Genomic DNA, 12,789 nt, shown 5'->3' on the forward strand with positions numbered 1-12,789 from the left:
CTCGCCCGATCGCCCCGCTACACTGCCGCCATCGCCATCGCCTTGCCGCCAGCATGTGGTCACGCCTCAAACGGCTTTTCGTTCGCCCGCCCGCCGCCCCGGATCCCTACGCCGAGACCATCCGCTTCGATGACGCGGGCTTCACGCGCGCGCTGGGCGTGCCCGACGGCACGGGCCGGCGGCAGTCCTGGCCCTGGGAGGCCGTGTGCGAGTTCGGCTTTCGTTTCACGCCGGCGCTGTTCCCCGATCCCTGGTACGGCGACTACATGGAAGGCCTGTGGTACCTGCGCGTCATCGAAGACGGCACGCCGATGGCGGTGGAGTTCGGCCAGGAGCATCTCGACGCCGACGCGCTGCCGCCCGCCCTGCTGCGCCATCTGCCGGGGCTGGACTTGCGGCCGCTACGCGAGGGCCTGGCGCAGGCCGCCCGCGGACCGCGGCACTTTGCCGGCGAGGGCGAATGGGTGGGCTGGCGGCGCGAGCCGCGTTGCGCCTGACCGGGCTGCACGGTAACATCTGATGCAGAATATTTCATGACCGGCGCCGCCGTGGACACGCGTAGAGAACCCACCCTGCAAGGCGCCGACACGCCGCTGCCCCCGCCGCCGGCCACTGCCGCGCGGCCCTTGCCCAGCGCGGCGCTGCGCGCCTGGACCTGGGTCCTGTACATCGGCTTGTGGCTGGCGCTGCTGGCCATCAAGCGCGACGACACGCCCGGCGCGGCCAGCGCGGCCGAATCGCTGGGCTACCGCGTCGGCAGCGCGTTGGGCTGCGCGCTCCTGCTGCTGCTGCCCGCTGCCATCGCGATCGGCGTGCTGTCGTTGTTCAAGCGCTTTCGCACCCCGTTGCACCGCATGCGCGCCGCATTCGCCATCGGCGTGGTGCTGGCGGTGGCGGTCGCCGCGCTGGCCAGCCTCTCGGCCTATCGCGAGGCGCAAAAAACCACTGCCCTGGCCGAGATCCGCCGCACCGGCGAGTGGATGCGCGCGGCGATCAACGCCCCCGACCATCCGCCCGGCGACGTGCCGGACATCGACGCCACACCCAAGGCGCGCGGCGTGTATGGCGAGATCGAACGCGGCGTCAAGATCATGCTGGGACAACGGGTGGCGCAGTACCGCGCCTACATGCGGGAACTGGACGAAGTGCGGCTGTCCGACCTGTTCATTCCCAACCGACTGGCGCGCGACCGAGGGCTGGTGGAGAGCCGGCTGATCCTGGAGCAATCGCAGCGCGTGGTGCAGAAATACAGCCAGCAGAATCAGCGGTTGCTGGGGGACGTGCCCGCCACCATCCGTTCGCTCGACCTGAGCGAGCAGCAGAAGAACCAGATGGTCGAGGGCGCGATCAAGGCGCGCCCGCAGCAACGCGCAATGCTGGCCCGCAACTGGGACCTGGAGCGCCAGACGCTGGCCGAGTTCGAGAAGATGATCAATCTGCTCGACGACAACCGCCGTTCCTGGCGCGTGGAACACAACGAGATCGTGTTCGACCGCGACAGCCTGTTGAACCGCTTCCGCGCGCACCAGCTGGCCGTGCGCCAGTTGACCGAGGAACGCGCGCGGCTGGAGGCGCAGCAGTTCGACAGCCTGACCTCGGTGCTGCGCTGAGGGGCCGGCGCTCGAACCTGCGTGGCGCCGGGCGGCTCGCCGTCACCGCGCCGCGCGGTCCAGTCCCTGCTTGAGGTCGGCCAGGATGTCCGCGGCGGTTTCCAGGCCCACGGACAATCGCAGCAGCCCCTCCGACAAGCCGTATTTCTCACGGCCCTCGGCGGTGTAGCTGGCGTGCGTCATGGTGGCCGGATGCTGGATCAGGGTTTCCGGGTCGCCCAGGCTGACGGCGATGCGCGCCAGCTTCAGGCTGTCGAGCAGGCGCCGGCCGGCGGCCAGCCCGCCCTTCAGTTCGAACGCCACCAGGCCGCCGCCGGCCGCCTGCTGGCGCTGCGCGATCTCGGCGCCGGCCGTGCCCGCCAGGCCCGGATAGAACACGTCGGCTACCGCCGCGTGCTCGCGCAGGAACTTCGCCACCTTCAATGCCGATTCGCTGTGGCGCTCGACCCGCAATTCCAGCGTCTTCAGGCCGCGCAACACCAGGAAGGCGGTGAACGGCGACAGCGTCGCGCCGGTGAAGTAGCGCAGGCCTTGCAAGCGGATCGCGTCGATGTGCTGCTTGCGGCCGACCACCGCGCCGGCGAGCAGGTCGCCGTGGCCGCCCAGGTACTTGGTGGCCGAGTGCAGCACGATGTCGGCGCCGTGCTGCAGCGGCCGTTGCAGCACCGGCGTGGCGAAGGTGTTGTCGACGATGGTCAAGAGGCCCTTGCCGCGCGCGATGGCCGAGATGGCGGCAATGTCGACCAGCCGCAGGTTGGGGTTGGCCGGCGTCTCGAAATAGACCGCGCGGGTCTTGGGGCCGATGGCGGCGGCCACCGTTTCCGGGCGCGTGAAGTCGGCGAACACGGCGTTGATGCCCAGGCGCGGCAACCCCTGCGCGAACAGCGTGAAGGCAGTGCCGTAGACGATCTGGTCGACCACGATCTCGTCGCCGCTTTGCAGCAGCGACAGCAGCGTGGCCGAGATCGCCGCCATGCCGGAGGCCGTGACCACGCCGGCCTCGGCCCCTTCGAGCGAGGCCAGCCGCTCTTCCAGCAAGGCCTGGGTCGGGTTGCGGGTGCGGCCGTAGACGTAGCCCGATTGTTCGCCCAGGCGGATGCGGTCGAAGGCCTCGATGCTGTCCTGGGTGTAGGTGGACGTCAGGTAAAGGGGCGGCGACAGCGCCCCCTGTTCGTCCAGCGGGTCATAGCCCAGGTGGATGGCGCGGGTGGCGAAGCCGTGGTGTTGCGTGTCGGACATGGGAGTCTCCGGAAATCGGTTCAGGAAAGCGGACGGCGCGGCGCCGTCAACGCTTGTGATCGGCGCGGCGCGACAGCCATTCGCCGGTGAATTGCACGATCGAGACCAGCGCGATCAGGATCACGATCACTTCGAACATCACGCGGGTTTCATAGCGTTCGTAGCCGTAGCGGATCGCCAGGTCGCCCAGGCCGCCGGCGCCCACCGCGCCGGCCATGGCCGAGGCGTTGATCATGGCGATGACGCTGACGGTCATGCCGCCGATGATGCCGGGCAGCGCCTCGGGCAGCAGCACGTGGCGCACGATGTGCCAGCGGCGGCAGCCCATGGCGCGCGCGGCTTCCACCAGGCCATGGTCGACGTCGTTCAGGCTGACCTGGGCGATGCGCGCGAAGAACGGCACCAGGTTGGCAGACAGCGGCACGATCGCGGCCCAGGTGCCGAGCGTGGTGCCGACCAGCATGCGCGTGAACGGCAGCATCGCCACCAGCAGGATGATGAAGGGGATGGCGCGGAACGTGTTCACGGTGATCGACAGCGCCTTGTTCAGGCGCGGCCGCGGATACAGGTTGCCCGGCGCGGTGACGGTCAGCATCACCGCCAGCGTCAGGCCCGCGGCGATCGCGATGAGCGCGGACACGCCCACCATGGTCAGCGTCTGCAGGAAGGCCTGCAGGTATTTATCAAGCATCGGCAGCGACATAGCCCAGAACCTCGATCTGATCGGCCACCAGCGCGGCGCGCGCGGCCTCTTCCTGTAGAACGGCGGCCGGCACCGACACCAGCAGGCTGCCCTGGGCGTGGCCGCGCAGGCGGTCCAGCCCGCCGTGCAGCAACGTCGCGCCCGGGCCCAGCGCCGCCAGCGCCTGCAGCGACACGCCGTCGGGGCGGCCCTGGCCGGTGAAGCGCAGGCGCAGCACCGCCACGCCGGCCCTGCCCGACAGGCCCGCCAGGTCCGGCGCCAGCCGCGCCGCCAGGTCGGCCGGCAGGTCATGCTGCAAGGGCCGCAACAGCGCGCGGGTGGCGTCGGCCTGCGGATTGCCGAACACGCGCCAGACCTCGCCGTGCTCGACCTTGCGGCCGCCGTCCAGCACCAGCACCTTGTGGCAGACCTCGCGGATCACCGCCATGTCGTGCGTGATCAGCACCACCGTCAGGCCCAGCTTGCGGTTGATGTCGCGCAGCAGCGCCAGGATCGACTGGGTGGTTTCGGGGTCGAGCGCCGAGGTGGCTTCGTCGCACAGCAGGATTTCGGGGTCGTGCACCAGGGCGCGGGCGATGCCCACGCGCTGCTTCTGGCCGCCGGACAGCTTGGACGGATAGGTGTCGGCCTTGTCGCGCAATCCGACCAGGTCCAGCAGCGCGTCGACCTTGGCGCGCGCCTCGGCCGGCCTGACGCCCGCGACGCGCAGCGGCAGGGCCACGTTCTGCGCCACCGTCTTGGCCGACAGCAGGTTGAAGTGCTGGAAGATCATGCCGATGCGGCGCCGCAGGCCGACCAGCGCGTCCTCGTCCAGGCCGCCGACGTCGACGCCGTCGACCCGCACCTGGCCGGCGCTGGGCCGCTCCAGCATGTTGATCGAGCGCAGCAGGGTCGACTTGCCGGCGCCGCTGCGGCCGATGATGCCGAACACCTCGCCGCGCCCGATGGCAAAGGAGATATCGGACAGCGCCGTTACCGTGCCCTGCGGGCCCTGGTAGCGTTTCTGCAGTCCGTCGAAAACGATGTGGGCGTCGCGCGCCGCGTCGGCGGCGGGCCGCAGGGCCGGATCCGCCAGGGGAATGTCGTGTTGCATCATGCTGTGTTCCCGAGCCGCCCGCGCGGCGGCGCGTGCCGCCCCGCGAACGAGGATGGCGGCGGCGCCGGCTGGCGCCGCCGCGCCTTCCGGCTCAGAAGACCGGGATCACCGAGCCTTCGTATTTGCTCAGGATGAACTGGCGCACTTCCTCGGAGTGGTAGGCCTTGACCAGCTCGGGCACCCAGGGCGCGTTCCTGTCTTTCTCGCGCACGGCGATGATGTTGACGTAGGGGTTGTTCTCTTTCTTCTCGACCACGATGCCGTCGCGGGTGGCGATCAGCCCGGCCTGGTAGGCGAAGCTGTTGACGATGGCCGCGGTGTCGACGTCGGGCAGTGAACGCGCCAGCACCACCGAGGCGCTTTCGACGAAGTCGAGCTTGCGCGGGTTGGAGGTCACGTCGGCCAGCGTGGCGGTGCCGGTGGCCGGATCGAAGCCGTCCTTGAGCGTGATCAGGCCCTGGTCGCGCAGGATCACCAGCGCGCGGGTCTGGTTGCTGGGATCGTTGGGAATGCCGACCTTGGCGCCCTCGGGCAGGGCCTGCAGCGACTTGTATTTCTTCGAATAGAAGGCGATGGGCGAGATCAGCGTATTGGCGACCGACACCAGCTTGTAGCCGCGCTGCCTGATCTGGTCGTTCAGGAACGGGATGTGCTGGAACGCATTGGCGTCCAGGTCGCCGTTGTTGAGCGCCTCGTTGGGGCTGGCGGTGCCGGTGATGACCACCGGCTCGACCGCCAGGCCGTTCTTCTTGGCGACTTGCGCCACCACTTCCCAGATCTGTTCGTCGACGCCGCCGCGCACGCCGACCTTGAGCGGCTTGGGATCGGCGGAGAACGCCGGCCCGTGGAACATGGCGGCGGCGGCCAGCACGGCGCCCAGCAGGGCCTTGGCCAACGTGCCCGCGCGGGCGCTGTAAGTACGGGGAGTCATATGGAAATCGCCTCTCAGTCGATACGGTTATGAGGAGACGATTCTAGGGATGGCCCCCGCGGCCACGAACGAATACTTCGTTGAGTCGTTATTACGGGGGTGTTTGGATATGGCGCCGGCGCATAAGCGGCCGCGCCCCGCGCCGACGGCGCGCGCCGGCCCGGCATGCCGGCGCCGCGTGGCCACGCCGCAGGCCGGGCCTCAGAACGGCTTGACCACCACCAGCGTCACGATGACCGCCGCGGCGACCACCGTGAGCGGCGCGTACAGGTCGACCAGCGGCGCGCGCTTCGCGCCGCCCTGGGCCTGGCCGCGCAAGGCCGCGCTCTGTACACCCAGCAGGCCCGACAGGACCAGCGCCAGCGCGATCTTGATCCAGATCCAGGTCATGGCGAACCAGCCGAAGGTCACGGCCAGGTGCAGGCCGACCAGCCAGGCCAGCACCATCGCCGGCGTGGTGACGAACAGCGTCCAGCGGCGCAGGGCTCCCAGCATCTTGCGTTCCTTGGGCGCCTCGTCGCTGTCGGGCGGCTGCGACGACAGCAGGAACAGCGACACGAACAGGGAGCCGCCCAGCCATGCGACCACGGCGGCGACATGCAGCATTTTGAGTAATTGGTAGGTCATGCGCGCGATTATCGCCGCAGTGGCGAATCGCGGGGGGCTGGACGGGGCCTGGAGGTTTGCGCCAGGACAAAGGCGGACGCCGGTCCGGGATGGCCCGGCCTGACCGCCGCGCCCCGGCGCGGGCGCGGCAGCCGTATGCCGCCTCACCGGGCTTGCGGCATCGCGCGCGTCACGGCGTCTGCCCGGCTGGCGCGCGCGCCGGCGCCGCAACCTGCGCGGCGGGTGCGGCGCGCTCGCCTTCTTCCCGCGCCAGGCTGCGCCGGTACTTGCCGCAGCCTGCCGCCAGCAGGCCGATGCACAGCAGCGTGGCCACGCCGATCAGCAGCGACATGGAATGCCCCACCGCCGCCGGGTCGCGGAACAGGCGGTCGGTCAGCAGCGCCACCGCCGTGGTGCCCAGCCCCAACCCGACCAGGTTGGAGATCAGCAGGAACAGCGCCGACACCTGGGCGCGCAGCTGGTTCGGCGGCAGGATCTGCATGGCCGCCGTGGACGTCGGCATGGGGAACGAGGCGAAGAACATCGCCGGCAGCAGCAGGCCCACCGACAGCCACAACCCGTTCGCCTGGGTGAAGGCCACGGCCGGCAGCGCCATGCCGATCGCGCCGATGACGCCGGCGCGCAGGGGCGCGTCGCTGTAGCCGCGCCGCGCCAGCCAGTCCATCAGCCAGCCGCCGCAGAACACGCCGGCGGTGTTGGCCACCAGCACCACGGTGCCCAGCATGTAGCCCGCCTCCACCGGCGACAGGCCGAACTTGCGCATGTAGAAGGCCGGCGTCCAGCCCAGCAGGCAGAACAGGATCATGGCGTAGAACGAGAACCCCAGGTAATGGCAGCAGAAGGTGCCGCGATGGCGACCCAGGAAGCGGAACAATGCGCCCGCGGTGGGCTTCTGCGCCCGCCCGTCGGCGTCGTGGCGCAGGCCCTTGCGTTGCGGATCGCGCACGGTCAGCAGGATCAGCAGCGCCACCAGCACGCCGGGCAGGCCGACGATGAAGAACGTCACCTGCCACGGCCGCAGTTCGCCCACGCCGGGCAGGCGCACGCTATCCACGCTCTTGAGCAGGTCGATGACATAGCCGCCGATCAGGAAAGCCAGGCCGCCGCCGATGAACGAGCCGATCGAATAGATGCCCACGGCGCGCCCGAGCTTGTGGCGCGGGAACATGTCGCTGAGCATCGAATACGTGGCCGGCGACAGCGCCGCCTCGCCCACTCCCACGCCGATGCGCGCCAGGAACATCTGGCCGAAGTTCTTCGACAGGCCGCAGGCGGCGGTCGCCAGGCTCCAGAAGGCCACGCCGATGGCGATGATGCGGGGCCGCGAATAGCGGTCGGCCAGCAGCGCGATGGGGATGCCCATGAAGGCGTAGAACAGCGAGAAGGCCAGCCCGTGCAGCAGGCTGAACTGGGTGTCCGAGAGCTGCAGGTCGCGCTTGATGGGTTCGATCATCAGGGCCAGGATCTGCCTGTCGACGAACGAAAATATGTACGCTAGCATGCAGATCAGGACGACATACCATTCATAGGCATAGCGTTTCTGCGCCGCGTCGGTTCCGGTATCGCCCGTCATGTTCTTCCCTTGTATCGCAATGGGATCGCGCCGGCCGCATCGAGGCGGTGGCGGCGTCCCGCTGTCTGGTTCGCCATTCCGATGGCTGCATCTGTTGTAGGCCTTTGCGCCGGCCGGCTCTATACCGGGCGCGCAACGGCTATTCCCGGGGCGCAGGAAAGCATGTTCCACGATACCTACCCGCTGCAACGCCATTGCCTGCTGGATTCGGGCAATCTTTCCGAGATCACCGACCAGGTCAGCCAGCACCTGTGGTCGCACCGCATGTGCGTGGCGCGCGGCGATCCCCTGCAATCGCGCCTGTATGGCGTGTTCTTCGGCAGCGCCGCGCTGTTCGACCTGCACTATGGCGCCGAGGTCGAGATCGACGCCGGCGACATCGCCCGCTACTACCTGGTGCGCGTCACGCTGCAAGGCGCCGGACAGGTCACGCTGGGCAAGCGCAGCGCGGCCCTGCGCGAAGGCGGCCTGACCATTTCGTCGCCCTCCGAGCGCAGCGTGCTGCGCATCGGCCCGGATTGCCGCAGCCTGATCCTGCGGGTCGAACGGCAGGCGTTGGAACGCCAGCTGCAACAGTTGCTGGACCGTCCGCTGCGCCAGGCGCTGGTGTTCGACCTGGAGGCGGCGCCCGGTTCGGCCGGCCTGGCTGCGGTGCAGGAAACGCTGGACTACCTGTGCAGGCTGTACCAGCACCCCGCCATCGAAGGCGTGACGCAGACATTGGCGGCGGGCTTTTCCGACTACCTGGTCTCGCTGCTGCTGATGCAGCTGCCGCACAACTATTCCGAGGCGCTGCGCGCCGATCGCCGCCAGCCGCTGCCGCTGCACGTGCGGCGCGCGCGCGACTACATCGAAGACCACATCGACGCGCCCATCGCCCTGCCCGACCTGGCCGCGCATTGCGGCGTCTCGATCCGCACCTTGCAGAACGGCTTCACCCAGTTCCTGCAGCAGAGCCCCAGCGACTACCTGCGCAACCGCCGCCTGGCGCTGGCGCACGCGGCGCTGGGCAACGCCGGCGATGGCGACAGCGTCACCGACATCCTGCTGCGCTGCGGCGTGACCAGCTTCGGCCATTTCGCCACGCACTACCGCAAGCGCTACGGCTGCCTGCCGTCCGACACGCTCCGGCAGGGCCGCGCCCGCGCCTGTTGAAGGGCGGCGCGCGAGGTCTGTTCAAGCGCGGGGCGCCAGGCCCATTGCGGTGGCGGGTCGCGCCTGCCGACGCAGCGGGCCGCGCCCCGCCGCGCATTCCCTTGCCGATTCCGTATTCCGCTTGCGCCTGCGGCGCAGTCCGCCGTGCCGGCCATCGCTAGGATCGAAGCTCTCACGAAGGAGCTCGATCATGCGCATCGGCGTTATTGGAGGCGGCCACGGCTGCTACGCGGCGGCCGCCGACCTGGCGGAAAAAGGACATCGGGTGCGCCTGTGGCGCCGCGACGCGGCGGCGTTCGACAGCCTGCGCCGCGCCGGCGCCCTGGAAGTCACCGACTATCGCGGCACCCGCCGTATCGCCCTGGGCGAGGCGCCCGGCCAGATCGAGCTGACGGCCGACCTGGCCGCCGCCGCCGCGGGCGCGCAACTGCTGGTGATTCCGCTGCCGTCCACCTCGCATGCGGCGCTGGCGCCCGAGCTGGCGCCGCACCTGCGCGACGGCCAGGTGGTGTTCCTGCCGCCCGGCACCTTCGGCAGCTATCTGTTTGCCCGCGCCCTGCGCCAGGCCGGCAATCCGGCCGAGGTCGCCTTTGCCGAGACCGGCACCCTGCCCTATCTGGCGCGCAAGCACGGCGACCGCGTCGTCATCAGCGCCTACGCCACGCGCCTGCCCACCGGCGTGTTCCCGAGTCGCCTGGCCGGCTCCGCGCTGGCAACGCTGGCGCAGGCCTATCCGAGCGTCGAGCCGATCGAGGACGCGCTGTCCGGGGCGCTGATGAACGCCGGCCCGGTGATCCACCCGCCGCTGATCCTGATGAACGCAGGTCCGCTCGAACACTTCGAACGCTGGGACATCCACAACGAGGGCACGCAGCCGTCGATCCGCCGCGTGACCGACGCGCTGGACGCCGAACGCATCGCCATCCGCGCCGCGCTGGGCTACGCCGCGCCGCATTTCCCGCTGGCCGATCACTATGCCAGCGAGGGCGACGAATGGATGTATGGCCGCGGCGCCCACGGCAAGCTGACCGACAGCGGCGACTGGCGCGAAACCATCGACCTGGGCACGCACCGCTACATGCTGGAAGACACGCGCCTGGGCCTGTCGTTCCTGGTGTCGACCGGCCGCTGGGCCGGCGTGCCCACGCCGGTGGCGCAGGGCCTGTTGAGCGTGGCCTCGGCCGTGACCGGCCGCGACCTGTACGCCGAGGGCCGCACGCTGGAGGCGCTGGGGCTGGACGCCCTGTCGCGCGCCGACATGGCCGCGCTGCTCGCGCAAGGATGCTGACCATGGAACGGACCTTGTGCGTGGTCGGCGCCGGCCGCATGGGCATGGGCATCGCCCTGTCATACATCCATGCCGGACTGGACGTTACGCTGATCGACATCAAGCCGCGCGCGCGCGGCGAGCGCGCCGAAACCTTCGCCCGCGTGCTGGGCGGCCTGCGGCGCGAACTGGGCACGCTCGTGCGGTTGGGCCTGCTGGACGAGGCCCAGGCCGACACCGCGCTGGGCCGCGTGCGCCTGGTGGCGCGCGAGGACGCCCTGGCCGACCTGGCCCGCGCCCGCGTGGTGTTCGAGGCGGTGCCCGAGCAACTGGACATCAAGCGCGACACCTTCGACTGGCTCGGCGAGGCCTGCGCGCCGGACAGCGTCATCGCCTCCACCACCTCGACCTTCCTGGTCACCGAACTGGCCGACATGGTGCGCGCGCCCGGCCGCTTCCTGAACGCGCACTGGCTCAATCCCGCCTACCTGATCCCGCTGGTGGAGGTGAGCCCCGGCCCGCGGACCAGCGACGCGGCGTTGCAGGACCTGCTGGCGGTGCTGCGCCTGGCCGGCAAGACGCCGGTGCGGTGCGCGCCCGCCGCCGGCTACATCGTGCCGCGCATCCAGGCGCTGGCCATGAACGAGGCGGCCCGCATGGTCGAGGAAGGCGTGGCCAGCGCCGAGGACATCGACACCGCCGTGCGGCTGGGCTTCGGCCTGCGCTTCTCGGTGCTGGGCCTGCTGGAGTTCATCGACTGGGGCGGCGGCGACATCCTCTACTACGCCTCGCGCTACCTGTCCGGCGCGCTCGATGCGCGCTTCGCGGCCCCGGCCATCATCGAACGCAACATGGAACAGGGGCGCAACGGCCTGCGCGAAGGGCAAGGCTTCTACGACTATGGCGGCATGGATGTCGAAGCGTACAAGCTGCGGCGGCTGGGCGAGTTGTGCGCGCGGCTGGAGATCATGGGGTTGCTGCCGAGGTTCGATGGCGCCAGGGCGGCCGGCCAGGCGCCCCCTGCGGCCCGATCCTGAAGGCCGCCGCGCGCCGGGCGGCGGCATTCACGGCGCCAGCGCCTCGAGCACCCGCAACGCCAACCGCACCCGCGCCTCGTTGGGATAGTTGCGGTTGGCCAGGATCACGATGCCGAGCTTGCGCGACGGCACGAATGCCACGTAGGCGCCAAAGCCATTGGTGGCGCCGGTCTTGTTGACCCACACCGACTGCTGCGGCGCCAGCGGTGGTTGCAGGGCCTTGACCGGCAGGGTCTCGAACGCGACCTGGGCGGAGTTGCCGCGCACCAGGTCGTCCACCGACACCGGGTAGCGATACTGTTCCCAGATCAGGTCCTGCGTCATCGCGCCCAACTGGTAATAGCCGGTGTGGGTCTCGGCGATGGCACGCTGCAGCGTGGCGTCAACTGGCACGGCGCCCAGATTGATCTCGATGAAACGCAGCATGTCGCGGGCGCTGGACTTCACGCCGTAGGCCTCGTCGGCCAGCACGCCCGGGTTCACGCGCACCGGCGCGTCCTGCTTGTCGTAGCCCTGGGCGTAGTCGGGCATCTTGCGCGGCGGCACCTCCAGCCAGGTGTCGCGCAGGCCCAGCTTGGGAAACAGCTGCTGCTCCATCGCCGCCACGTAGGACTCGCCCAGCGCGCGTGCCGCCACCACGCCCAGCATGCCGATGCTGGGGTTGGCATAGGTGCGCTTCGTGCCGGGCGCATACTGCGGGGTCCAGGCCTTGAGGTAGTCCATCAGTTGCGCCGTGTTCTGGACCGCGTCCGGCACCTGCAAGGGAAAGCCGCCGGCGGTGTGCGTGGCCAGGTTCACCAGCGTCAGCTTGGCGAATTCGCTGCCTTGCAGCTCGGGCACCCACTTGGCCGGACTGTCGGCCAGCGACAGGCGGCCCGTGGCCTGCGCGTAGGCGGCCAGCGTGACGGTGAAGGTCTTGCTGATCGAACCCAGTTCGAACAGGGTGTCGCTGGAAACGGCGCGGCGCGGCTGGCGCGAGGCGTCGCCATAGTTGAAGAAGCGCTGCTCGCCATTGTGGCTGACGCCGATGGCCATGCCGTCGATGCCGTATTGGCGCATGACCTCGGCCACCGCGGCGTCGACGGCGGCGGTGGCGCGATCGGCCTTGGCGGGCGTGGATGCCGGTGTCGCGGACGCCTGGGCGGGGGATGCCGGCGTGGATGTCGGCGAAGATGCGGGCGTGGATGCGGAGGCCGATGCCGTGGCTGCCTTGGCGGCGGGCGCTTGCGCAACGGCCGGGCTGGCCGAGGCGGTGCCGGCCAGGGCCAGCGCCAACGTCGTGGATAACAGGGAAATACGGAACATTGCCGGAGCGCGCATGCGGGATCGTCCTTTCGTTTTCTGACCGGCGCGTGCCGCGCGGGTTGGCGCCCAGTGTAGAGCCTATCCGCCTCCTTCCTGGTATTAACCCTGAGTCCCGCTCGCGGCAGATTTTGGCTATTCTCACTGCGTCGATTCAAAACCCCGCAGAAGAGTCCCGTCCCCCCGTGGCGGGCGCCGACGGAGCAACCGCCCCGGAAACTCTCAGGCAACAGGACTGCGCGGTCTAGA

12 protein-coding genes and 1 riboswitch are annotated in these 12,789 nt (G+C 69.9%); of the genes, 5 read left to right on the forward strand and 7 right to left on the reverse strand.

The window, feature by feature from the left end; genetic code table 11:
- The first annotated feature begins 53 nt into the window (after positions 1-53).
- Both AT699_RS20030 and AT699_RS20035 read left to right on the forward strand, forming a co-directional pair.
- Entirely contained in the window at positions 54-497 is a 444-nt protein-coding gene (locus tag AT699_RS20030) for a hypothetical protein (RefSeq protein ID WP_006384859.1), read from the forward strand.
- A 36-nt stretch (positions 498-533) separates the two neighbouring features.
- The gene (locus AT699_RS20035; RefSeq protein WP_024069613.1) at positions 534-1,610 is read left to right on the forward strand and encodes a hypothetical protein; all 1,077 of its coding nucleotides are present in this window, start codon (positions 534-536) and stop codon (positions 1,608-1,610) included.
- Positions 1,611-1,652: 42 nt separating this feature from the next.
- On the opposite strand, the gene AT699_RS20040 is transcribed toward AT699_RS20035, so the two are convergent.
- The 6 genes from AT699_RS20040 to AT699_RS20065 form a co-directional block, all read right to left on the reverse strand.
- The gene (locus AT699_RS20040; RefSeq protein ID WP_024069614.1) at positions 1,653-2,849 is read right to left on the reverse strand and encodes a trans-sulfuration enzyme family protein; all 1,197 of its coding nucleotides are present in this window, start codon (positions 2,847-2,849) and stop codon (positions 1,653-1,655) included.
- A 46-nt stretch (positions 2,850-2,895) separates the two neighbouring features.
- Complete coding sequence (locus AT699_RS20045; protein ID WP_024069615.1) at positions 2,896-3,552, reverse strand: methionine ABC transporter permease; 657 nt, start codon at positions 3,550-3,552, stop codon at positions 2,896-2,898.
- On the reverse strand, positions 3,533-4,648 hold the full coding sequence (locus AT699_RS20050; RefSeq protein WP_024069616.1) for a methionine ABC transporter ATP-binding protein: 1,116 nt from the start codon (positions 4,646-4,648) through the stop codon (positions 3,533-3,535). The genes AT699_RS20045 and AT699_RS20050 overlap by 20 nt, the downstream gene beginning before the upstream one ends.
- A 91-nt stretch (positions 4,649-4,739) precedes the next feature.
- Positions 4,740-5,579 carry a MetQ/NlpA family ABC transporter substrate-binding protein gene (locus AT699_RS20055; protein WP_058207436.1) on the reverse strand — a complete coding sequence of 280 codons (840 nt, stop codon included), beginning with the start codon at positions 5,577-5,579 and terminating at the stop codon, positions 4,740-4,742.
- 201 nt (positions 5,580-5,780) lie between these two features.
- Entirely contained in the window at positions 5,781-6,206 is a 426-nt protein-coding gene (locus AT699_RS20060; RefSeq protein WP_024069618.1) for a CopD family protein, read from the reverse strand.
- 169 nt (positions 6,207-6,375) lie between these two features.
- On the reverse strand, positions 6,376-7,779 hold the full coding sequence (locus AT699_RS20065) for a spinster family MFS transporter (protein ID WP_024069619.1): 1,404 nt from the start codon (positions 7,777-7,779) through the stop codon (positions 6,376-6,378).
- Positions 7,780-7,941: 162 nt separating this feature from the next.
- On the opposite strand from AT699_RS20065, the gene AT699_RS20070 reads away from it, so the two are divergent.
- The 3 genes from AT699_RS20070 (at position 7,942) to AT699_RS20080 (ending at position 11,238) form a co-directional block, all read left to right on the forward strand.
- A complete protein-coding gene (locus AT699_RS20070) occupies positions 7,942-8,934 on the forward strand; it encodes an AraC-like ligand-binding domain-containing protein (protein ID WP_006384866.1) in 993 nt (330 codons plus the stop codon).
- A 190-nt stretch (positions 8,935-9,124) separates the two neighbouring features.
- Positions 9,125-10,222 (forward strand): NAD/NADP octopine/nopaline dehydrogenase family protein, encoded by a 1,098-nt coding sequence (locus AT699_RS20075; RefSeq protein ID WP_024069620.1) that lies wholly within the window; start codon positions 9,125-9,127, stop codon positions 10,220-10,222.
- A gap of 2 nt (positions 10,223-10,224) precedes the next feature.
- The gene (locus tag AT699_RS20080; RefSeq protein ID WP_024069621.1) at positions 10,225-11,238 is read left to right on the forward strand and encodes a 3-hydroxybutyryl-CoA dehydrogenase; all 1,014 of its coding nucleotides are present in this window, start codon (positions 10,225-10,227) and stop codon (positions 11,236-11,238) included.
- A gap of 27 nt (positions 11,239-11,265) precedes the next feature.
- Here the strand turns inward: AT699_RS20080 and blaELC are convergent, their stop codons facing one another.
- A complete protein-coding gene (gene blaELC / locus AT699_RS20085) occupies positions 11,266-12,558 on the reverse strand; it encodes an ELC family class C beta-lactamase (RefSeq protein ID WP_024069622.1) in 1,293 nt (430 codons plus the stop codon).
- A gap of 137 nt (positions 12,559-12,695) precedes the next feature.
- Positions 12,696-12,788: riboswitch (glycine riboswitch) on the forward strand.
- The last annotated feature ends 1 nt before the right edge of the window (position 12,789 follow it).

This window comes from Achromobacter xylosoxidans, assembly GCF_001457475.1.
GTDB lineage: Bacteria > Pseudomonadota > Gammaproteobacteria > Burkholderiales > Burkholderiaceae_B > Achromobacter > Achromobacter xylosoxidans.